17 protein-coding genes and 1 tRNA gene are annotated in these 23,109 nt (G+C 33.8%); 11 read left to right on the top strand and 7 right to left on the bottom strand.

Annotated elements, in window-relative coordinates; all coding sequences use genetic code 11:
* Positions 1-9 precede the first annotated feature (9 nt).
* The 8 genes from ABD816_RS12105 (at position 10) to ABD816_RS12140 (ending at position 12,344) form a co-directional block, all read left to right on the top strand.
* Complete coding sequence (locus ABD816_RS12105) at positions 10-1,929, top strand: ABC transporter ATP-binding protein (protein WP_344927689.1); 1,920 nt, start codon at positions 10-12, stop codon at positions 1,927-1,929.
* Positions 1,930-2,196: 267 nt separating this feature from the next.
* On the top strand, positions 2,197-3,357 hold the full coding sequence (locus ABD816_RS12110; protein ID WP_344927690.1) for a hypothetical protein: 1,161 nt from the start codon (positions 2,197-2,199) through the stop codon (positions 3,355-3,357).
* 270 nt (positions 3,358-3,627) lie between these two features.
* Positions 3,628-4,083 carry a MarR family winged helix-turn-helix transcriptional regulator gene (locus ABD816_RS12115; RefSeq protein WP_344927692.1) on the top strand — a complete coding sequence of 152 codons (456 nt, stop codon included), beginning with the start codon at positions 3,628-3,630 and terminating at the stop codon, positions 4,081-4,083.
* A 370-nt stretch (positions 4,084-4,453) separates the two neighbouring features.
* Positions 4,454-5,611: an efflux RND transporter periplasmic adaptor subunit gene (locus ABD816_RS12120; RefSeq protein ID WP_344927694.1), complete on the top strand. Its 1,158-nt coding sequence runs from the start codon at positions 4,454-4,456 to the stop codon at positions 5,609-5,611.
* Positions 5,611-8,820, top strand: a complete 3,210-nt coding sequence (locus ABD816_RS12125) for an efflux RND transporter permease subunit (RefSeq protein ID WP_344927696.1) — start codon at positions 5,611-5,613, stop codon at positions 8,818-8,820. Before ABD816_RS12120 ends, ABD816_RS12125 begins: the two co-directional genes overlap by 1 nt.
* A complete protein-coding gene (locus ABD816_RS12130; RefSeq protein ID WP_344927698.1) occupies positions 8,804-10,168 on the top strand; it encodes a TolC family protein in 1,365 nt (454 codons plus the stop codon). Before ABD816_RS12125 ends, ABD816_RS12130 begins: the two co-directional genes overlap by 17 nt.
* A gap of 4 nt (positions 10,169-10,172) precedes the next feature.
* Positions 10,173-10,355 (top strand): CPXCG motif-containing cysteine-rich protein, encoded by a 183-nt coding sequence (locus tag ABD816_RS12135; protein WP_344927700.1) that lies wholly within the window; start codon positions 10,173-10,175, stop codon positions 10,353-10,355.
* Positions 10,356-10,415: 60 nt separating this feature from the next.
* A complete protein-coding gene (locus ABD816_RS12140; protein WP_344927703.1) occupies positions 10,416-12,344 on the top strand; it encodes a tetratricopeptide repeat-containing sensor histidine kinase in 1,929 nt (642 codons plus the stop codon).
* 146 nt (positions 12,345-12,490) lie between these two features.
* Here ABD816_RS12140 and leuB read toward each other — a convergent pair whose 3' ends face one another.
* The 4 genes from leuB to leuC form a co-directional block, all read right to left on the bottom strand.
* Positions 12,491-13,549 (bottom strand): 3-isopropylmalate dehydrogenase, encoded by a 1,059-nt coding sequence (gene leuB / locus ABD816_RS12145; protein WP_344927705.1) that lies wholly within the window; start codon positions 13,547-13,549, stop codon positions 12,491-12,493.
* A 110-nt stretch (positions 13,550-13,659) separates the two neighbouring features.
* Complete coding sequence (locus ABD816_RS12150) at positions 13,660-15,183, bottom strand: alpha-isopropylmalate synthase regulatory domain-containing protein (RefSeq protein ID WP_344927707.1); 1,524 nt, start codon at positions 15,181-15,183, stop codon at positions 13,660-13,662.
* 191 nt (positions 15,184-15,374) lie between these two features.
* Positions 15,375-15,971, bottom strand: a complete 597-nt coding sequence (gene leuD / locus ABD816_RS12155) for a 3-isopropylmalate dehydratase small subunit (protein WP_344927708.1) — start codon at positions 15,969-15,971, stop codon at positions 15,375-15,377.
* A gap of 56 nt (positions 15,972-16,027) precedes the next feature.
* Complete coding sequence (gene leuC, locus ABD816_RS12160) at positions 16,028-17,437, bottom strand: 3-isopropylmalate dehydratase large subunit (RefSeq protein WP_344927710.1); 1,410 nt, start codon at positions 17,435-17,437, stop codon at positions 16,028-16,030.
* Between the two features lie 400 nt (positions 17,438-17,837).
* Here leuC and ABD816_RS12165 point away from each other — a divergent pair.
* From ABD816_RS12165 to ABD816_RS12175, 3 genes are all read left to right on the top strand, one after another.
* Positions 17,838-17,910 (top strand) — tRNA-Met (locus ABD816_RS12165).
* A gap of 67 nt (positions 17,911-17,977) precedes the next feature.
* Entirely contained in the window at positions 17,978-18,538 is a 561-nt protein-coding gene (locus ABD816_RS12170) for a fused DSP-PTPase phosphatase/NAD kinase-like protein (RefSeq protein WP_344927712.1), read from the top strand.
* 316 nt (positions 18,539-18,854) lie between these two features.
* Positions 18,855-19,835, top strand: a complete 981-nt coding sequence (locus tag ABD816_RS12175) for a Gfo/Idh/MocA family protein (protein ID WP_344927714.1) — start codon at positions 18,855-18,857, stop codon at positions 19,833-19,835.
* A 45-nt stretch (positions 19,836-19,880) separates the two neighbouring features.
* On the opposite strand, the gene ABD816_RS12180 is transcribed toward ABD816_RS12175, so the two are convergent.
* From ABD816_RS12180 to ABD816_RS12190, 3 genes are all read right to left on the bottom strand, one after another.
* Entirely contained in the window at positions 19,881-20,642 is a 762-nt protein-coding gene (locus ABD816_RS12180) for a DUF481 domain-containing protein (protein ID WP_344927716.1), read from the bottom strand.
* Between the two features lie 63 nt (positions 20,643-20,705).
* A complete protein-coding gene (locus tag ABD816_RS12185; RefSeq protein ID WP_344927719.1) occupies positions 20,706-21,137 on the bottom strand; it encodes a hypothetical protein in 432 nt (143 codons plus the stop codon).
* Between the two features lie 228 nt (positions 21,138-21,365).
* A complete protein-coding gene (locus ABD816_RS12190; protein WP_344927720.1) occupies positions 21,366-22,466 on the bottom strand; it encodes a slipin family protein in 1,101 nt (366 codons plus the stop codon).
* Between the last annotated feature and the right edge of the window lie 643 nt (positions 22,467-23,109).

Genomic DNA, 23,109 nt, shown 5'->3' on the forward strand with positions numbered 1-23,109 from the left:
CAAAAGTACATGTTAAACATACATAACTTATCAATTTCATTTGGAGGAGAGTATCTTTTTGAAGAGATTGCTTTTAGATTAGATGCAGGAAACCGAGTAGGTCTCGTAGGGAAAAATGGTGCAGGGAAATCTACCATGCTCAAAATTTTATCAAGGGAGCAGGAGCCGGATTCAGGGCATATTGCGATGGATAAAGAATTAAAAATCGGCTTTTTAAAGCAAGATATTGATTTTGTGCAGGGACGCACGGTATTAGAAGAGGCATACGAAGCCTTTACCGAAATTAAAAAGGCAGAGCGAGAAATTGATACTATTAATACACAGTTAGCAGAACGAACGGATTATGAGAGTCAATCTTATAGTCAATTAATCACTGATTTGAGTGATATTACTCATCATTATGAAATTTTAGGAGGATATAATTATCAGGGAGAAGCAGAGCGTGTATTACAAGGACTTGGTTTTGAAAGAGAAGCCTTTAATAATCTCACAGATACTTTCTCTGGAGGTTGGCGTATGAGGATTGAATTAGCTAAGTTATTATTACAAAATAATGATATTTTACTACTGGATGAGCCTACAAACCACTTGGATATAGAATCAATTATCTGGTTAGAAAGTTTTCTGAAAACCTATACAGGTGTAATCGTAATTGTTTCTCACGATAAAATGTTTTTGGATAATGTAACCAATAGAACCATAGAGATTTCTTTAGGACGGATCTACGATTATAATAAGCCGTATTCTAAATATCTGATTCTTCGTAAGGAGTTACGTGAACAGCAATTAGCAACCCAAAAAAATCAATCGAAGCAGATCGAACAAACGGAAAAACTGATTGAAAAATTTAGAGCCAAAGCATCTAAAGCGTCTATGGCACAATCACTGATCAAAAAATTAGATAAAATTGATAGAATTGAGGTAGATGAGGATGATAATGCCGTGATGAACATTAGTTTTCCAATAAGTGTACAGCCTGGTAAGGTAGTAATTGAGGCAATAGACACAGGAAAAAGTTATGGGGAAAAAGAAATTCTAAAAGGGATCAATTTGTTGATAGAACGTGGTTCTAAAACCGCCTTTGTTGGTCAGAATGGTCAAGGGAAATCGACCTTGGCAAAAATGATTCATAATGAAATCCCTTACACAGGAGAACTTAAATTGGGGCATAATGTGCAGATTGGTTATTTTGCTCAGAATCAATCAGAATATCTGGATGGAGAATTGACAGTACATGATACAATGATTCATGCGGCTAATGAAAAAACACGAAGTAGAGTACGTGATATGCTAGGTTCCTTTTTGTTTAGAGGAGAAGAGGTAGATAAAAAAGTTAAAGTGCTATCTGGTGGAGAGCGAAACCGATTGGCATTATGTAAATTGCTTTTGCAGCCTTTTAATGTACTTGTGATGGATGAGCCTACCAATCATTTAGATATTAAATCCAAAAATGTATTAAAGAAAGCTTTGAAAAATTTTGAAGGAACACTTATTATGGTATCTCATGATAGGGATTTTCTACAAGGGTTGACGAATACAGTGTATGAGTTTAAAAACAAACAGATTAAAGAATATCTTGGAGATATTGATTTTTATTTAGAACAAAGAAAAGTTGATGATCTCCGTGATCTGGAGAAAAAAGAAAAACAGATTAAGGATGTTTCTACTACCAAGGAAACAGCAAAACAATCTTACGAAAATCAAAAAAAGCTAAAATCTCTTAATAATAAGCTAAGCAATGTAGAGTCTAAAATCAATAAATTGGAGCGGGAAATCAAAGAGATTGATGTAGAGTTAGCCATAAATTACGATCAAACGATAGCACAACCTAATTTTTTTGATACTTATCAAGGTAAAAAAGATACGTTAGCAAAATTAATGGAGGATTGGGAGCAAGTGCAAGAAGAGCTAGAGAAATTTTCTTCTTAATTTGCCAGTTAATTAATACGTTTAACTTCTCTAAATCTATATAAAATTTATTTTTATAGGGACTTATTCTTGTCTACAGAACTCTATGTTGAGAACATTAGACAGGTGTGACATAGATTGTTGTTTCTTATTTTTTTAAATATTCCTTCTGATTGGGTTTCATTCCTATTTTAGATATCATTTTCACTGAAAACAGGGTATTATAATCCTTGGACCATTTTTAATTTTACTTTTTAAATAACCGGTAACATAAAAAGAGATTGTGATATGGCTTGGATGGAAGAAACAGAGAAAGAATTAACAGAGGTGTGTAAAAATTTTGTTTTAGCAAAGGGCAAAAAAATTCACGGATTAATTTTATTTTTCTCACAGGATAACTTTAGTATTTATTGTGATTATCAGATAAAAAGCAACCTCGCTTTATGGGAGACTGATGATTGGTCTGAAGGCGAAGAATGCTATATAGATTACGAAAATGAAGATATTTATTTTTATTTAGAGGAATATGAAGAAGAGGAAGACGAAGTGCTGGATTTAGGATGGTTACTACTCTCAATTATATTGAGTAAAGTATTAGTTAATCTTAAAAATGATCCGGAATTGAAAAATAGTTTTTCTGAAGATCTTAAGATAGGTATGGATCTGGATGAAACGAATCAAAAACCAACCTTCCACGGTAATTATTTTGGAGGGTATAAGCCCAATGCTAAAATTGTAGCAAGTATTGTTGAAGAGTATGTGGAAGATGAACATAACAAAGAATTGATTCTGGACCTATTAAAAGAAGAACCTACCGGAGCCGGATTGGAACTGTGGACAAAACTACATGGACAACATAGTACGGCGCCATCAGAGAAAAAGCTCATCACTTGGTTTAATAAATCGTTAAAATGGTATAAAAAAGAAAAATATCAGAAGATTATTGATAAGATAGAACCCGGAATTTTAGTCATGGCTAGTGAACAAAACGATTCGTTAGCGTTAGTACAATCAGATTGCTGCAGTCAGGTTGGGCTTGCTTATCTAGAAATAGGCAATATAGATAAAGCTTTTTTTTGGTTCAAAAGAAGTTATAAGCTAAAAGACTTTAGTTATGGAGGGGTTAACCTTGGTAGAGTGTATCTTGATTATCATAAAGATTATAAGGCAGGATTAGAATTAGCTACTACTTTAAAAAAACATATGAATAAGTTAGCTCTTGTAGGGTATCCTTATAAATTTTGGAATTTAACCAATCTTTTAAAAGGAAATCTAGGTGTAGGTAATAAAGAGGAAGCAAAATTAGTGGCTAAGGAATTTTCTGAATTTTTGAAAGAAAATAATGATGGTGAAGGAATGGCTAAGACAATAGCGTTTATTTTCGCTTATCAACAAGATGGTATAGTGTCACCAGAAACGGTTGCAGAATTAATGCCACTGTTTTGTTAAAAGTTTTTTTAATATATATATATATATATATATTCCTATTTTGTTCTAATGAAAGAATATACCAATATAAATTTGGTAAAACTATTGCTTTCTTTTAAGTAAGAACAGTTTGGCTATAAATATTTGTTTTTATAATCATTAAAAATGGGCGGGTTACCTAAGAGTTAATATTAAATATATTTTGTCATTTTTTAATATTTTTAACCCGATTATCGGGTGCAACTAGAATTTTATAGATATTTTTGCAACGGAAAATTAAATTTATTATGTATGAATGATACGAAAGCCATTGATTTAAACGCCCATGCCTTATCTTGGATTGGTAAAATTCATTATGATTTTGGGTTTTTAGTTCAAAAAGCCTTTAGCGAGCATGGATTAGATCTTTCTAAAGAGCAATGGAGTGTTTTAAAACGACTGAAGGTAACTGACGGACAACCACAAAATGATTTGGCTTTTATTACGCATAGAGATAAAACATCGATGACCAGATTAATCAATACGATGGAAGATAAAGATCTGGTAATGCGTGTAAGCGATGAGAGTGATAGAAGAGTGAATAGAATATTTTTAACTGCTCATGGAAAGAGTGTGATTGAAAAAGTAACTCCTATTATGTATGATTTAATACCTGCGGTACAAGAAAGTTTAACCGATAAAGAGATTGAAAATCTAATCGCAACTCTCAGTAAAATTAAAGCTAAAATTGCAGAGATAGCTGATTAAAAGAAGTAATATATTATTTATAAAAGAGATATTTGATTGGTATCAAATGTCTCTTTTTTTGTTTAACCTTTATGGGTTATTGCAAATATATGTATATAATTAGATGAATTATACTCAGTTTAAGAATATGTAATAATGAGTAATTTATTTTGATATAGAGATGTTTTTAAAACATTCTTTTATATTCCATAGATGGACTTTCTCGGTCATATGTGTTTTGTCATATATTCAGGTTGTAAAAGTTAATCTTATGTGAGCGTTTTACTTTTGTGAGTTCTTTAACGGCAATCTAAATTTCTTGTTGATAGTTTTGAATTTACTTATGATTACTATTTTCATTGCATGAGTAAGTTAGATATCAGTTTTATTTATGAGAAATATAATACTTTCAATCCTTGGTATTTTGCTAATTGTAGGTGCGGTATATGGAGCAATAATTATTGCTGGAAATAAAACCAAACCTAAGTCAAAAATATCAAAAGTAGTGAATACTGTTTTTGTGGATACTGTTAAAAATGGTTCAATTCCCATTCAGATTACCGCAAATGGCAATTTAGTTGCAAAAAGAAAATTAGAGTTGTATGCTGAAGTAGAAGGCGTTTTTAAGGTAGGCCCCAAGCTTTTTAAAACGGGGCAGCAATATCAAAAAGGACAAACTCTAATTTCTATCGATGCGTCAGAATATTATGCTTCAGTGCAATCTTCTAAGAGCACTTTGTATAATTTAGTAACTTCAATTATGCCAGACTTGCGCCTGGATTACCCAGAGGTGTATGAAAAATGGCAAAAGTATTTAACTGATTTTGATATGAATAAGGTAACACCAGAATTGCCAGAAATTTCATCAGATAAAGAAAAATATTTCATTACCGGTCGTAATATCTATACTACTTATTATAATGTGAAAAATCTGGAACAACGGCTGTCCAAGTATCGGATTTGTGCACCATTTTCCGGAATACTTACAGAAGCTTTAGTGACAGAAGGAACTTTAATACGTCAAGGTCAAAAATTAGGCGAGTTTATAGACACCAGTCTATATGAAATGGAAGTAGCAATTAGCAAAGAGTATTCGGATTTACTAAAAGTGGGAGGTTCTGTAGCACTCACCGATCTTAATAAAATAAATACTTATACCGGAGAGATTATTAGAATAAATGGACGTGTAGATCAAGCATCACAAACAATTACTACTTATATAGAGTTAAAAGATCATGTGTCGCTAAAAGAAGGGATGTATTTAGAAGCAAATTTACAGACTAAAGAAGAAGATGATGCTATTGAGATTGATAGAAGCCTCTTGCAGGAAGATAATAAAATTTTTGTAGTACGAGATAGTATTTTGGATGCACTGGATGTACAACCTGTATATTTTTCTGACAAGAAAGTGGTATTAAAGGGAGTTCCGGATGATACTGTCATTATCTCAAAGAGTATACCGGGAGCATATTCAGGAATGTTGGTTTCAGTATTTGACGAGAATAAGGAAAATGCACAATCTGGCGTAAGATCTAAAGCTGCTGAATAATGAAAAAAATAATAGCGTATTTCATTAAATACCATGTGGCAGTGAATGTCATAGTTTTGGCAATTTTTATTTTTGGGGTTGTAGGGGTATTATCATTAAAATCCTCATTCTTTCCGCTTGTTGACTCTACTATTATCAGTATTAATATTACATATCCTGGTGCATCGCCTCAGGAGATAGAAGAAGGCGTAGTCCTGAAGATTGAAGATAATTTAAAAGGACTGGAAGGGATTGATAGGGTCACCTCTACTTCTGCAGAAAATAGCGGGACTATTACAGTGGAGATTGTGAAAGGTAGAGATATTGATTTTATGCTATTAGAGGTTAAAAATGCTGTAGACAGGGTGCCTTCGTTTCCTACGGGTATGGAACCTTTGGTCGTAGGGAAAAATGAAGAAGTACGAGAAACAATCAGTTTTGCTATAAGTGGGAAAGAAATTCCTCTTTCAACTTTAAAGCAGATTGGAAGACAGGTAGAAAATGATCTTCGTGCATTGGATGGAATCTCACAGATAACAGTTTCCGGATATCCTGAAGAGGAAATAGAAATAGCTGTCAACGAAAATAGTCTGTTAGCTTATAATTTGACTTTTAATGAAGTATCACAAGCAGTAAGTAATGCTAATATTCTGGTAACAGGAGGAAATATAAAGACAAATGTAGAAGAGTATCTGATTAGAGCTAATAACAGAGCTTATTATGGAGACGAACTGTCAAACTTAATTGTCAGAGCGGATCCCTCAGGCAGAACGGTTAGATTAAAAGATGTTGCCTTAATTAGAGATCGTTTTTCTGAAACACCAAATGCCTCCTATTTTGATGGAGATCTTTCTGTAAATGTTTCAGTAACAAGTACTAATAGTGAAGATTTGATTTCTTCTGCTGATAAAATAAAAGAATATGTTGCAGATTTTAATCAGAAGAATAATAATGTAGAGCTCAATGTAGTAAGAGATCGTTCTATTACTCTAAATCAAAGAACTGCACTGCTAACAGAGAATGCTATTATAGGTATGCTACTGGTATTAGTTTTTTTATCAGTTTTCTTGAATACTCGATTGGCATTTTGGGTAGCATTTGGATTGCCTATTGCCTTTTTGGGGATGTTTATATTTGCGGGGCAATTTGATGTAACCATCAATGTGTTGTCCTTGTTTGGGATGATCATTGTTATTGGGATACTGGTAGATGATGGTATTGTCATTGCAGAGAATATTTATCAGCATTACGAACGAGGTAAAACGCCGGTACAAGCTGCAATTGATGGAACTATGGAAGTGATTCCTCCGATTTTATCTGCAATTATCACGACAATTCTAGCGTTCTCTACTTTTCTGTTTCTAGATGGAAGAATAGGTGATTTTTTTAGTGAAGTTTCTACCATAGTGATTCTCACACTTGTAGTATCTCTGGTGGAGGCCTTAATAATCTTACCTGCGCATTTAGCTCATTCTAAAGCTTTACAGCCCAATGTTAAAAGCCCAACAACCGGAATAGGACGCTTCTTTGCTAAAATGAGAGTGGTTAATACAGTAGGAGATAAGATCATGAGTTGGTTACGGGATACGGTATATAGTCCCACATTGAGATTTACGTTGCGTAATAAAATCTTAACATTTGGCATTTTTGCTGCGGCATTGATTTTAACTATTGGATCTATAGGAGGAGGGATTATAGGAGTAACACTGTTTCCTAGAATCGCCAGTGATCGTGTTTCTGTAGATTTGGCAATGCCAAATGGTACCAATGAGAAAGTAACCGATTCTATTATTAGTATGATAGAAGAAAAATCCAAAGAAGTAAATAAGGAATTAACAGAAAAATATTTACAAGGATCAGAGTATAAAGGCAAAGAACTTTTTGAAAATATTATCAAAAACATTAGTTCATCATCTAGTGCTTCGCTGAATATTAATTTATTGCCAGGAGAAGAAAGACCAGATGTTTTAAATGCTGCTTTGGTAACTAATATGCTAAGAGATAAGGTAGGACCGGTTTTTGGAACAGAACGACTGATTTTTGGATCTGGGGGTAATTTTGGAGGGAGCCCTGTATCGGTATCCTTATTAAGCACAGATATAAATGAATTAAAAGCTGCAAAAATTGAATTAAAAAATCAACTGATAGCTGACCCCAGATTAAAAGATGTTGCAGATAATGATCCTGCAGGGATTAAAGAAATACGATTAGAGCTCAAGGATAACGCTTACTTACTTGGGATGGACCTACAAGCTATTATGGTGCAGGTGCGTTCTGGTTTTTTTGGAGTTCAGGCGCAGCGATTCCAGAGAGGACAGGATGAAATTAAGGTATGGGTACGTTATGATCGAGACAATAGATCATCTATTAATGATCTGGATAAAATGAGAATTGTCACACCTGCGGGTGATCGAATTCCTTTACAAGAAATAGCATCATACACTATCGAGCGTGGAGATGTTTCTATTAACCACTTAGAAGGACAACGAGAAATACAAATCTCTGCAGATGTAAAGGATCCTGATCAAAGTGCTACAGATATTCTGGATGATATACGCAATATTATCATGCCTGATATTAAGGCAAAATACCCTACGATCACAGCATCATACGAGGGGCAAAACAGAGAAGCTGCAAAGATTTCTAGTTCGGCAGGTGTAGTCTTTCCAATAATTTTCTTTTTAATTTATGTAACCATTGCTTTTACTTTTAGAAGTTATAGTCAGCCCTTATTGCTGCTTTTGTTGATTCCTTTTAGTTTAACAGCCGTAGGGTGGGGTCATTTTATTCACGGATTTCCAATCAATATATTATCTGCTTTAGGGATCATAGCGCTCATAGGTATTATGGTCAATGACGGATTAGTCCTGATTGATAAATTTAATAGTTACCTGAGAGAAGGATTGCGATTTGATGATGCTTTATATGAGGCTGGGAAGTCCCGTTTTAGAGCTATATTTTTAACATCATTAACTACTATAGCAGGGTTAGCTCCCTTAATTTTTGAAAAAAGCAGGCAAGCACAATTTCTGAAACCAATGGCAATTTCTATTGCTTACGGAATTGGTTTTGCCACTATTCTTACATTAATAATGCTGCCATTATTTTTATCATTTAGTAATTATATTAAAGTAGCAGTAAAATGGTTAGTTACAAATAGAAAAGTAACTAAAGAAGAGGTAGAACGTGCGATAAAAGAACAAAAAGAAGGACATGAAGAGCATATATAGTAAAAACAGGTCTATTTTGAGTTTGATTACTCTGTTGTTTTTAACCTCAGTTACTTGTGTAGCCCAGCAATTGACAAAACAAGAAGCAATACGTCTTACATTAGAGAATAACTTTGGGATCTTGATCGCAACTAATAATATAGAAGTAGCTAAAAACAATAAGAACATTCTCAATTCTGGTTATTTACCTACATTAACCGGCAATGCCGGAGCAGATTATGAACAATCCACTACTATTGTCTCATTTGATGGAGCTGTGGATGATCAAGGAATCCCCATTCCTGATAATGAACAAAGAGGGGTAGAAACTAAGAGGTATAATGCCAGTCTCAATTTGGCATACACTTTATTTGATGGATTGGGTAGGTATTATAACTATAAGATATTCAAAGAACAATATAATCTGAGTGAGTTGCAAGCCAGAGAAACCATAGAAAATACTATATTACAGCTCTTTAGTGTTTATTATGAGGTGGCTCGACTATCAGAAAATTTGAATATCTTAGAGGAAACATTGACGATTTCTCAGGAACGTGTGATCCGGGCAGGGTACTTATTTGAGTATGGACAGGACACAAAATTAGGAGTGCTTAATGCACAAGTGGATGTAGCCAATGATAGTATAAATGTACTTAATGCCAGGCAACAGTTAATCAGTGCAAAACGAGACCTTAATGTTATTCTCAATGAAGAAATTGAAAAAACTTTTGAAGTAGATACCATAGTGCAATTCGTTTCTGGTTTACAACTGGATGAATATGCAAGTTTATATGCTAAAAATAACGTCACTTTGTTACAAAATGAAACGAATCAACGAATTAGTGATTATGATATCAAAGTGAGTAAATCTGGTTATTTGCCAACGGTGGGATTAACGGGTTCTTATGGGTGGAATGAATCCAGAAACCCTCAGGGAGCCTTCTTTCCGTCAAATATTAATGATAATATAGCATTGTCTGCGGGGATAAGTTTATCGTGGAATCTCTTTGATGGAGGAGGAACGATCACTGGAGTCAAAAACGCAAAAATCGCTTTAGAAAATCAAGAGATCGCTAAGAAGCAGGTCGAAGCAGAAGTGAAAAGAGATGTTGCTAATGCTATAGGAGATTATGAAAATCTTTTAACTATTTTTAAAATACAACAACAAAATGTACTAACCAATCAAAATAATTTTGAACGATCTAAAGAACAATTCAAATTAGGACAAATTACCTCGATAGAATTCAGACAGGCACAAATCAATCTGATCAATGCACAGACGAATCTAAATTTTGCTAAATACAATGCTAAAATCTCAGAGTTACAATTATTGCAGCTCACAGGGCAATTACTTAATGTAGAATTTTAAAAATATGTTTGAACACTTTTTTCAATGTCCGTATTGTTGGGAAGAGATATCCATGTTGCTGGATCCATCGGTATCTTTTCAGGTCTATGTAGAAGATTGCGAAGTATGTTGCAATCCAATAGAACTTCACCCCAGATTTGAAGAACAAGAACTAGTAGCTTTTGAAGCTCTTGACATAGAACAGTGATTTGTTGTTTTTTTTTCTTAATTTAACAATTAGTCTATAAGAAAAATCAAAATCACACTATTGAAATTTTCAACTAAGTATATTTATACTTTATCCATACTACTTTTAGCTTACTGTACTACAATCTCGTCTCAATCAAATACTGCAGTCGGGATAGAAAAAAAATTAAAAATTTCTAAGGATTTTCTACAAAAAGATCTCGACAGTGCTTTATATTATGCAAAGGAGTCCTTACGTCTCTCCCGAGATATAAATAATGATTCACTAATAGGTAAGTCTTTATTACACATTAGTAGTACGTTGATCTGGCAGCGTAACTACGTAGCAGCAGATTCTATTATCCGATCGAATCTTACTAAAAACTTGCTTCCAGAGACTGAAGGTATGATGCGGCATAATCTGGGTGTTATACAACATAATCAGCAAAACTATGAGGAGGCATTAGTTTTATATTTTAAAGCAGTAGAGGTATTAGAGAAGGCTAAGAATACAAATAAAATTGCAAACACATATACTAATATAGGAATACTCAGTACAACTTTGGGGTATTTTGAAAATGGACAAAAATACCTGAAAAAAGCATTGGCTTTATGCGATGATAACAACATACTCAAAATACAAGCAACAGTAAATTTAGCTAATCTGTTTTATAGACAAGAATTGTATGATAAATTTTTGGAGACTTCGTTTGAAGTTGAAAAGTTATGTATTCAACAAAATGCTAAAAGTTTACAAACGGTTATTTATAATAACTTATCGAATTACTATACTCATAAAGCAATGGATTATGATAAAGGGTTGCTGTATGCAAAGAAAAGTGTTCGATTAAAAAAAGAACTTGGTTTCACTTCAAAACTTGGGCAAACCTATAAGATTATAGGTGAAAGTTATTTTAAAAAGAAAGAATATCAAAAAGCTATTTTATATCTCGATAGTGCATTACAAAAGAGTAATAGAGTTCATAAACCCGGGGTATATGAGTATTTGAATTTAGCATATGCAAAATTAGGAGATCATAAAACAGCATTGCATTATGCAGACTTAAGAAGTAAAATGAAAGATTCTATAACTAATGAAAAGCAAGAAGAAAAAGTAGCAGAACTGATAGAAAAATATGAGTCTCAGAAAAAAGGGCTGGAGATTAATAATTTACTTAAAGAGAAAAAAAATCAGCAACAAATAGTAATGCAAGCTAAATCGTTAAAAAACCTGTATCTATTCCTAACTATTGTTTTATTTATTTTGTTTGTAGGGAGTATATGGGCATTTAGAAGGCTAAAGAAACAACAAACAGAACTTGCTCGGTTAAATCAATTTAAAAGTAGGCTGTTTTCTATTATAGCACATGATTTAAGAGGGTTAATAATTCCATTCCAGCGATCTGGCAAGATTATGAAATATCATATTGATAAAGAAAATTATCAACGTACTATAGAACTTTCTATGGAATTAGAAAAGAGTTCACATTTACTGGCAAATACGCTGGATAATTTGCTTCATTGGTCATTAGCGCAAATGAATGGATATAAAATTGATGCTAAAGATATGTTCTTTGGGAGAGAGATTAAAGAAATCATCGCCAACTACCAACAACAAGCAGATTTTAAGAATACTAATATCCATCTGGAATATGAAAAAGATATTGCTGTTCGTTTTGATAAAGGAATATTTCATGTGATTTTTAGAAACTTGTTAGGAAATGCATTAAAATATACAGAAAATGGAGCTATAAATATTAAGTTTTTCATAAAAGCTGATCGATTAGAATGTATCGTTATTGATGATGGAGTGGGCATGTCAGTCAAACAAGTAAAGGATGTTTTTAATGTAGAAAATAAACAAACAACTATAGGTACCAAAGGCGAAAAGGGTACAGGAATAGGTTTAAATCTTGTAAGTCGTTTTGTGGATCTACATAAGGGCACTATCAAGGTTTTTTCTGAAAAAGCTAAGGGTACTCGCTTTGAATTAAGCTTTCCTATAGAATAAGATATAAATATTCTAATAGTACAATGGCAGAGAACTACACGATAAAAAATAAAACAAGAAATATAAAAATCCCGAAGAAATATATTCCTTCGGGATTAGAGATAAGATATTGATTCAATTTTAAAATAGTACCAAAAGTTGGTGGTCTAGATGTTAGCTACCAACCAATCACCAATTTCACTGGTTTTGTAAGCTTTTTTACCTTCTGCCAAATCTTCTGTTACGATACCTGCATCCAGCGATTTATTTACAACCACTCTAATTGCTTCAGCTTCGTCCGTTAATCCAAAAGCAGTTTCAAACATCATCGCTGCTGATAAAACTGTTGCCAATGGATTTGCAATATCTTTTCCAGTTGCTTGTGGATAAGATCCATGAATCGGCTCAAATAGCGAATTTTTCTCTCCTAAAGATGCAGAGGGCATCAATCCCATAGAACCAGAAATTACCGAAGCTTCATCAGTTAGGATATCCCCAAATAGGTTTTCTGTAATTAGTACATCATACGAGTTAGGCCATTGCACCAATCGCATAGCAACTGCATCTACAAATTCGTAGCTTACTTCTACTTCCGGATACTCTTTTTCCATACTCTGTACAGTTTCTCTCCATAGACGAGAAGATTCTAATACATTAGCTTTATCAACACAACATAGTTTTTTACTACGAGCCATAGCCGTCTCAAATCCTTTTTTTGCTAAACGAGTCACTTCAGCTCGTGTATAGGTACAAGTATCGTATGCAGTATTACCATCATCTTCTCTTCCTCTTTTTCCAAAATAGATACCACTGGTCAATTCTCGTAAAAAGACTAAATTGGTACCCTCGATACGTTCTCTTTTTAGTGGAGATTTATCAATTAATGATGGAAAAGTAAAAGTTGGTCTTACATTAGCAAACAGCCCAAGTTTTTGACGCATTTTTAATAACCCTTGTTCTGGTCTCACTTTTGCAGAGGGGTCATTGTCAAACCTGGGATGACCTATAGCTCCAAATAATACGGCATCTGCTTTTACACAAATCTCGTGTGTTTCATCAGGATAAGGATCTCCTACGGCATCAATAGCAGCTGCTCCGGTAAGGGCAGCTGTCCAATTGATCTTATGATTATACTTTGTTGCAATTGCATCACAAACTTTTACAGCTTGGTCAATAACTTCTGGTCCGATTCCATCTCCGGCAAGTAATGCTATGTTTAATTCCATTAGTACGTATTATATATTTTAATTATTTTATAGTAAGCTGAGCAAGTAAAAAATTATATTATATTTCAAATTGTTCGACAAGCTCAGGCGGACAATTTGAAAAGAGATATTTATAATTCTATAATATTCAGCATTTTTTCGGTGGCTTTGATAGCAGAAACAGTTTGGTCAGAGTTTAATCCTCTGGTTACAAATTCTTTTTCTTCCGTTTTCCAAGTGATTATAGTTTCACATAAGGCGTCAGAAGTACTTCCTGGTGGGATTCTAACGGCATAATCAATCAATATAGGAAGCGTTTTCTTTTTCTTTTTATAAACCTTGCCTAATGCTTTCATAAAAGCATCATATTGTCCATCGCCTTGTGCGTGTTCTTCAATTGTCTCATCCTCTATTTTAATAGCTACTGTAGCAGAAGGTTTTAACCCTCTGGCATGGTTTAATACATAGGATTTTATTTTTACAGTGTCTTCATAAGACTTACTGTCCAGCACATCTGATATAATGTAGGGTAGATCTTCTTGTGTAACTACCTCTTTTTTATCTCCTAACTTAATAATGCGTTGGGTAACTTTTTTGACATCTTCGGGGCTTAATTTTACTCCCAGTTCCTGAAGGTTTTTTTCAATATTGGCCTTTCCGGAGGTCTTTCCTAAAGCGTATTTACGTTTTCTGCCAAAACGCTCTGGCATTAGGTCATTAAAATACAAGTTATGCTTATTATCACCATCTGCATGAATTCCTGCGGTTTGTGTAAATACATTTTCTCCTACTACTGGTTTATTTGCAGGGATTTTGAATCCTGAAAAGGTCTCTACCAGTTTACTTACTTTATATAAAGCTGCTTCTTTTATATTGATGGATACTTCTGGGAGGTAATCATTGATTACTGCGACCACACTTGCGAGAGGTGCGTTCCCTGCACGTTCTCCCATGCCATTCATAGTAAGATGTAATCCATTAACTCCTGCTTTTAGACTTTCTAGTACATTGGCTACACCCAGATCATAATCATTATGTGCATGAAAATCAAAATGAAAATCAGGATATTTAGTACGTAAAGAGGTTAAGTATTCAGAAGTTTCTGAAGGGATCAATACTCCTAATGTATCAGGTAATAATATCCGTTTCACAGGCTGAGTTGTGAGGAAATCAAGAAATTGATATACGTACTCCGGAGAGTTACGCATCCCGTTGCTCCAATCCTCTAGATATATGTTATTGATAAAGCCTTCTTCTTTTGCTTGTGAGAAGGTATTTGCAATTTCTGTAAAATGTTGTTCTGGCGTTTTTTTTAGTTGGTAAGTGAGGTGATTTAAAGATCCTTTGGTTAATAAATTTTGAACCTTAGCTCCTGTATTTTTCATCCATTGGATTGATTTACCACCATCTACAAATGTTAATATCTCAACTTGATCAATATATCCATTAGCTTTTGCCCAATCAATAATACTTTTCACAGCATCAAATTCTCCTTCGGATACACGAGCAGACGCCACTTCTATTCGATCTACTTTTAGTTCTTCAATTAAAAGACGAGCAATAGTTAGTTTCTCTGAAGCAGAAAACGAGATTCCGGAGGTTTGTTCACCATCCCGAAGCGTAGTATCCATGATCTCAATAGGTCGCTTATTCATTTTGTATTATCTGTTCAGCTTTGTTTTGGAAACCTAACAGGTTTTTATAACCTGTTAGGTTTATAAGTTATCTTTTGCATATGGGATTGTAGTGAAAATCCCGCAAGCCTGATCCTGATTACCATAGGGAGAAGTATGAGGAATTGTAACGAATAGCTCCTCCAAACGCTCCAATTAGTTATGTAATAGGGTTAAAATGGACGTGCAGCTGCAAATTCCTGAATTTCTGATTTCATTTTAGTCAAATAATCAATATCATCATATCCATTCAGCATGTTTTCTTTTTTGTAACTATTGATATCAAATGATTCTGTTGCTCCAATACTTTTTAAGGTAATTGTTTGTTCTGGTAAATTAACTTCTAATTGTGTAGTAGGATCTGTCTCAATAGCATTAAATATTTTCTCCAAAAACTCTGGGCTTACCTGAACCGGAAGCACCCCTATATTGAGGCAATTTCCTCTAAAAATATCAGCAAAAAAACTAGAAACTACACATCTAAAACCGTAATCATAAACAGCCCAGGCAGCATGCTCACGTGATGATCCTGAACCAAAGTTTTTACCTCCAACTAAGATTTGACCACTATATTTAGGATTATTAAGTGCAAAATCTTCTTTAGGATTATTATCACTATCATATCTCCAATCTCTAAAGAGATTATCTCCAAACCCCTTACGCTCTGTCGCTTTTAAAAAACGAGCAGGTATAATCTGATCGGTATCTACATTCTCTATGGGTAAAGGAACCGCAGTGCTTGTAAGTATATTAAATTTATCGTATGCCATTTTTATCTAATTAATGATTCTGAATCTTTCTATTATGAATTAGGCTCAGAATTGTATTATGCTATTGCTTTTTCTAATAAAGTTCTTGGGTCAGTCACAACTCCGGTTACCGCAGTTGCAGCAGCGACCAGTGGACTTGCTAATAAAGTTCTTGATCCAGGACCTTGTCTTCCTTCAAAATTTCTGTTAGAAGTACTTACTGCTAATTTTCCTGCTGGGATTTTATCATCATTCATAGCTAAACAAGCAGAACAACCAGGCTCTCTTAATGTAAATCCAGCTTCTGTAATGATGTCAAGAATTCCTTCATTTTTGATAGCGGCTTCTACTTCATGGGATCCCGGAACTAACCAGGCAGTAATGTTTTGAGCTTTTTTCTTACCTTTTACTATAGAAGCAAATGCTCTAAAATCCTCGATTCTTCCGTTTGTACAACTTCCTAAGAATACAAAATCAACTGGTTTGCCAATCATTGAATCTCCTTCTAAGAAATTCATGTAGCTTAGTGATTTTTTATAGGTTGCTGATCCTCCTTCAAGATCTTCAGCGTTTGGAATAATATTAGAAATACCTATTCCCATTCCAGGATTGGTACCATAGGTAATCATCGGTTCGATATCAGCACCATTAAAGTTTAACTCTTTGTCAAAAACCGCATCATCATCTGTAGAAAGTGTTTGCCAATATTCCATCGCTTTGTCCCAAGCGTCCCCGGTAGGAGTTAATGCACGTCCTTTTATATATTCATATGTTTTTTCATCTGGTGCAATCATACCACCACGAGCTCCCATCTCTATACTTAAGTTACATACCGTCATACGACCTTCCATAGTCATATTTCTGAATACATCACCAGCATATTCTACAAAATATCCGGTAGCTCCAGAGGTAGTCAATTTTGAAATGATATATAATGCTACATCTTTTGGTGTTACTCCAAAACCTAAGGCACCATTCACATTGATACGCATCTTTTTTGGTTTAGGTTGCATAATACATTGCGTAGACAATACCATTTCTACTTCAGAGGTACCGATACCAAAAGCAATAGCTCCAAACGCTCCATGTGTAGAAGTATGAGAATCTCCACATACGATTGTAGCTCCAGGAAGCGTTATTCCGTTTTCTGGTCCCACCACGTGTACGATACCATTTTTTTGATGTCCTAATCCCCAGTGAGAAATACCCCATTCTGCGGCATTCTCTTCTAATGCTTTTAATTGATTAGCAGATAGCGGATCCTCTACAGGAAGATGCTGATTGATAGTTGGTGTATTATGATCGGCTGTAGCAAAAGTTCTTTGAGGATATAACACACTGTTATTTCTGCTTTTTAGTCCTAAAAAAGCTACAGGACTAGTTACCTCGTGAATGAAATGGCGATCAATAAAAAATACATCAGGTCCATCTTCAATTTTTCGGATTACATGTGAATCCCACACTTTGTCAAATAATGTCTTACTCATTTTATATACTTTTAACGATCATTCAATTTTATTTCTTTATATGGAAAAGAAAAGGATGCAAATTTACAAAATTATGGGGGTAACTGCTAAAGAAATCATAAAAGCGCTTTAGTTTTGATTATATCTCAAAAGATGGCATATCTGTTGCAAATTCTATAATTGATAGATGGGAATATGTACTTTTACTGATTTTTTTTCAATAGCTATTTGTTGTGTAATCAATAGATAAGCTAAAATTTTGTAAAAATTAGCTATTTAAATTTTAAAATAGCTTGGCTAAGTTAAAAAAGGTTGTATATTTGCGCTCCGATAGCAAGGTGTTTATCAAAAAAACAATTGTTATTAAAGTTTGTCAAGTTCATAACTTGAAGGTTTAATTACCAAGTAAACTAACATATATCGCGAGGTAGAGCAGTAGGCAGCTCGTCGGGCTCATAACCCGAAGGTCACTGGTTCGAGTCCAGTCCTCGCTACTACATAGCCATCTCTTTTTGAGATGGCTATTTTGTTTCAATAGATTTTAATTTCTGAATATATCATATGAATCATTATATCGTGAATAGTATTAATTTACTATGTTTGGGTTTACTGTTTTTTGCTATGAAAAGTAATGCTCAAGAAAAAGAATATCAAAAAATTGAATCCAGGTATTTTAATAATCTTTATCAAATTAGTGATTCTATATATCGCTCAGAACAGCCAAGTAGAAGAGGCTTTACAGAGTTAGAAGAAAAAGGCTTTAAAACTGTCCTGAACGTAAGGAGATTAAGAGAGGATATTAAGAAAGCGAAGCATACTAGTTTGAAACTAGAAAGAATTCCCTTAAAGGCAGGACTGTTAAGTGAAGATGATCTAGTCCAAGCGCTACAGGTAATTCATACTTCCAAAAAGCCTATACTTATACATTGTTGGCATGGTTCTGATAGAACAGGAGCGATAATTGCAGCATATAGAATTGTAGTAGAAGGTTGGGAGAAGGAAAAAGCCATACGTGAATTTAGAATTAAAGCTTTTGGTTATCACGAAAAATGGTATCCAAATTTAATAGAACTACTCAATAATCTCAATGTACAGAAAATCAAGACTCAACTAGCTATTTGATCTTTAGAATTCTTGTAGACTCTGTCTCAGCTGTAGTTTAACATAATCAGAATAAAACAGTCTTACCTTGTAATTCTTGTAGTAAACCGGTCTTGTTTTTATTTCTAATCGACTAATTAATAAAGATTCTCTTTACAATAAAAGGGTTTTTAAAATGTCGTTTGCAGATGGTTAATTTATAAAGTCGTGCGAGTTATTTTTAATAAATCATACCCAGATTTTCTTGTATCTTTACTTTAGTAAATAAGCGATGAGTTTTTAGTTTTATAAAAACTAAAAATTAATCATCAATACAGATAAAGTAACCTAATTATTTATGAAACAAATCAACTGGGGAATTATAGGATGTGGTGATGTTACAGAGGTAAAAAGCGGTCCTGCTTTTCAGCGTATCACAAACTCTAAACTTATTGCTGTGATGCGACGTGATGGCGCTAAAGCTAAAGATTTTGCAGTACGCCACGGAGTTCCGGAATGGTATGATGATGCCACAAAAATTTTATATCATAAAGAGATTAATGCAATCTATATTGCTACACCACCTTCTTCACACATAGAATTTGCTTTAAAAGCACTTGATATTGGAAAAGATATATATCTGGAAAAACCCATGGCTATGAATGCCGAGGAGGCACAAAGAATTCATGATGCTGCTCAGCGAAGTACCGGGAAACTGGTAGTAGCGCATTATCGGAGAAGACTTCCTGTGTTCAGAAAAGTGAAAGAACTTTTAGAGCAGAATGCCATTGGAGCAGTATCATTTGCCGATATCACATTACTACAATCCAGAAATACCGAGTTTGATCAGAATACTGAACAAAACTGGCGATTACAACCCGAAATTTCGGGTGGAGGCTATTTTCAGGATCTTGCACCTCACCAATTGGATATTATGTATCACTTTTTTGGTGGAGTGACTAATGTTATTGGTTTTTCTAACCGCAGACATACAACTGATGGTGTTGCTGATATGGTAAATGGAATCATACACTTTGAAAATGGAATTCAGTTCAGAGGAATTTGGAATTTTAATGCCGCTGTGCAGGATCAAAAAGATGAATGTACTATCTACGGTTCTGAAGGAACTATTAGATTTTCCTTTTTTTCTGGTTCTTCTGTATCTTTAGTATCACAAAAAAATACAGAGGTTTTTAATTTTGAAAATCCAAAACATATTCAAGAGCCTATGATAACAGCTACTGTTGATTATTTTTTAAATAAAGATGAAAATCCTTGTCCTTCTGCAGATGGAGCATTTGTCATGAATCTGATGGATAAAATCTCTCAGAATGACTAGAGTCACTATGCTGATTTGTGTTTTTTAAATACTAAAAATTACAAATTATATATTTAAGGTAACACCTATACTAAGGTTAGAAGCTTCATCGTCCTGTAAATCTGATGAAAAACTAGTACGGGAATAATTATATAGTGCAGAAAGGCTTATTACATCTGTAAGAGGAATCTCTGTCTTTAACTGGCCTAAAATTCTGTGATTCGCTATATCTGTATATAATGGCTGAAAATATAGTGTAGCTATAATATCCAAATTAATTTTTTGTACAGATTGATTAATAGAAAGATAACTACTGTTTCTGTGGTTATAAAATTGTTGATCGGTTGCATCGATTTCTTCTGCTTCATACATATAAGAATTTCCAAAATAGATGCTAGTGGTCGCTTTTGAGATTAGTTTTAGTCGAACCCCTGTTCCTATTAAATTTCTTTGAGTAATAGTAAGTTGCGTGTTGTTTTGATTTTGTATAAAGGCTTCTAGAGACCAGATAGGAGATAATTTTTGATTATATCGGGTATGAAAAAACCAGGAATTCTGAAAATCCATCTCATTGGTACGAATGAGGTTATAATTAAGGATCATAAAATAATTTTTCTGAAAATCCTTTGATTTATATTGGGTAGCAAGATTAGATCCGATCTGCATTACGTATTCTCCGTTGTTATCTGTATAATTAAAAAGCAAATCACTTTTTAATACAAATCGGGTAGAATCCGTCTGCATGCGCTTTGATTCTATATTGACTAATTGTGCTTGAGAATTTAAAAAAAAGAGTCCTGCACATATTACAGCAATCGTTAATTTCATTATTAATTTTTAAGACAGCAAAGATATCAATATTTACTATCAAAATATCTTGTTGTATGAGCCTTAAATAATTTCTGAGAGCTCATCTATGTATTTATGAAAAGTACCTTGTCTGAATTTGATGTATAAAAGTTCTATTTCAGATTCAGAAAGGTCAGAAAAAAGCAATTGATATTCTTGACGTGTAAATTGTAAAAACTCTTTGAAATTTTCAGATTTCAGAACACTTTTTCTTATAAATTGAGTAAGCGCTTTTTTAGAAAATAATTGATCCCCTATTAGATACGTATTTGGTGATTTTTTAGCGTTACTTAAGAACTGTTTGTATTTAAAATTAGTAGTATTAAGTATTTCTGCAGTAAACTTAGAAGGTTGAGTATGGAAATCATATGTTTTGTAAAAAGTATAATTTTCGTTAACAGCCAAAAAACCTTCTTGTGAGATCAATGTGTTAGTAAGGATCAGTATAAATAAAGTGGTGAATATAGTTTTCATAATACTTTGTTTTAAGTGTGAGATGCAAAGGTATATAGAAGGACGCATTGATATCATGTATAAACTTCCCATTGTGTTGCATATTTGACACGATCATCTGTCTGATAGCTGATTGGTTTTTCTTTATGACTGCAATGATCATAGAATTCCTTTCTAATGAATTCAGAGTCTCATTCAATTGATAACAAAAAATGCGCTAGTTATTGAGAACTAACGCATTTGGAACACCTATTTACTCACAGAGAAAATATCTTTTAATTGTTTGACCATACCGCCATTACCTGAAACTGTTATTTCACCGATTTTGTCAGCAATTTTCTCTACATACTCCATTTCTTTGAGCTTGTAAAGCATTTCATTATCTTCCATAAGTTTTGCAGTATTTAGCAAACTACGGGTAGAAGCGGTCTCTTCACGGCGGGTGATAATATTAGCTTGTGCCCTTTTCTGAGCAACCAATACCTGATTCATGATCTCTTTCATTTCACCTGGTAAAATGATATCACGAATACCACAGTTGAGAATACGTACACCTAGTTTAGTAGCTGTATTTTTTGTGTCTTCTAATACTGTTTGTGCCATACTTTCTTTACGATCTAACAACTCATCTAATGTATAGGTACCTACATATGCTCGTAATACGAGTTGCATTGCTATATACAACTGCTTCTCATACTCTTTGTTATCGAGCAAAGCTTTCTCAATATCAATCACCTTATACTGGGTATTAAAGTTGATACGAACTGCCGCTTTATCTTTAGTCAACAACTCCTGACCAGCGATTTCCAATTGCAATTGACGTACATCAACTTTTGCAATCGTAATTGAAGTGTCATTTCTCCAGAAACGGTAACTACCACTCTCTAGTGTTTTTATATATACGTCATCGACAATCAATACTGCTTTTTCGTATGCAGTTACTTCAAAAACTCGAATGTATTTTGTCAATGCATAGTGACTAAACAGAGAGGTGTCAATTTTTTCTGTAATATAGATTTTACTCAGATCGGCAGTAGTAAACTTATAATTGATCAAACCTTTCCAGTACAAGTAACGACCTGCTGCTAAAATGGTTTTAAAATTATGATTTTCATATACTAAAACAATCTCATTATCTTTTACTTCGATTACGTGCAGCATTGCTTCTAATGTTGCATCTTCAAGTAAGAGGTCTAATGCTATTGGAGCCACAAAAGATTGTGTAAGATCATATTGTATTACACGTTCACCAAAGCCTAACCAATAGGTGCCTTTAGTAATTATACGTTGGTAATCACCTTTATTAAAGATTAAACCTACTTTGCCCGCATTAATTCTTACTCGTTTCATTTTTTTGGTTTTTAATTATACATATATTGATGACAACTCTGGTCATAGTAAGTTGTCTACTCCTGTCTGGAACCACGGGTATAGCTCTGTATTGAAGTATATTTTTAATCCGATTATAAAAATCGGGTTGTTTTTTGTTTAAAAAAACAGTAACAGCAAATCATCTATCAGGTACGGTAATAATAGCAGGATATTTTTTCGGCTATTCGTTTTAAGTAAAGAGATGAAAGAGGATAAGATGCTGATATGATCTTATGTCTCAGAAATCTGAATACAAAAAAGTAATAGTTTCTAATGATAACAATACTAATATTTCAAAGTACTTTTAAGACTGTTGATATAGCAAGAGTACTACAGCAACTGATCTGCTATCACGGTTTCTATCATATTTAACAGCGTGACAGGCTGGAGATCAGTTTAAAAAGATGATCAGCTTTAGAAAAAGACATTTTGAGTGTCTATTCGCCAGAACCCTAATCTGGTGCGTCTACCAATTTCGCCATCCCAATAGCTATCGGGAGTAGGATTCGAACCTACATGAATTATCTGTCGTTCTATCCACTAAACTACCCTGAGTAATCAGGGGTGGGAATCGAACCCACATTTACAGAATTGGTGGCATTTTTTTTGGAAAAATAGCCGA

It is taken from the genome of Aquimarina addita, from assembly GCF_039539305.1.
Classification (GTDB): Bacteria; Bacteroidota; Bacteroidia; order Flavobacteriales; family Flavobacteriaceae; genus Aquimarina; species Aquimarina addita.

Bases quoted from the DNA above. Each gene is read 5' to 3' on its own strand.
- ABD816_RS12105 (WP_344927689.1), top strand. From the start codon at position 10: ATGTTAAACATACATAACTTATCAATTTCATTTGGAGGAGAGTATCTT.
- ABD816_RS12110 (WP_344927690.1), top strand. From the start codon at position 2,197: ATGGCTTGGATGGAAGAAACAGAGAAAGAATTAACAGAGGTGTGTAAA.
- ABD816_RS12115 (WP_344927692.1), top strand. From the start codon at position 3,628: ATGAATGATACGAAAGCCATTGATTTAAACGCCCATGCCTTATCTTGG.
- ABD816_RS12120 (WP_344927694.1), top strand. From the start codon at position 4,454: ATGAGAAATATAATACTTTCAATCCTTGGTATTTTGCTAATTGTAGGT.
- ABD816_RS12125 (WP_344927696.1), top strand. From the start codon at position 5,611: ATGAAAAAAATAATAGCGTATTTCATTAAATACCATGTGGCAGTGAAT.
- ABD816_RS12130 (WP_344927698.1), top strand. From the start codon at position 8,804: ATGAAGAGCATATATAGTAAAAACAGGTCTATTTTGAGTTTGATTACT.
- ABD816_RS12135 (WP_344927700.1), top strand. From the start codon at position 10,173: ATGTTTGAACACTTTTTTCAATGTCCGTATTGTTGGGAAGAGATATCC.
- leuB (WP_344927705.1), bottom strand. From the start codon at position 13,549: ATGGAATTAAACATAGCATTACTTGCCGGAGATGGAATCGGACCAGAA.
- ABD816_RS12150 (WP_344927707.1), bottom strand. From the start codon at position 15,183: ATGAATAAGCGACCTATTGAGATCATGGATACTACGCTTCGGGATGGT.
- leuD (WP_344927708.1), bottom strand. From the start codon at position 15,971: ATGGCATACGATAAATTTAATATACTTACAAGCACTGCGGTTCCTTTA.
- leuC (WP_344927710.1), bottom strand. From the start codon at position 17,437: ATGAGTAAGACATTATTTGACAAAGTGTGGGATTCACATGTAATCCGA.
- ABD816_RS12170 (WP_344927712.1), top strand. From the start codon at position 17,978: ATGAATCATTATATCGTGAATAGTATTAATTTACTATGTTTGGGTTTA.
- ABD816_RS12175 (WP_344927714.1), top strand. From the start codon at position 18,855: ATGAAACAAATCAACTGGGGAATTATAGGATGTGGTGATGTTACAGAG.
- ABD816_RS12180 (WP_344927716.1), bottom strand. From the start codon at position 20,642: ATGAAATTAACGATTGCTGTAATATGTGCAGGACTCTTTTTTTTAAAT.
- ABD816_RS12185 (WP_344927719.1), bottom strand. From the start codon at position 21,137: ATGAAAACTATATTCACCACTTTATTTATACTGATCCTTACTAACACA.
- ABD816_RS12190 (WP_344927720.1), bottom strand. From the start codon at position 22,466: ATGAAACGAGTAAGAATTAATGCGGGCAAAGTAGGTTTAATCTTTAAT.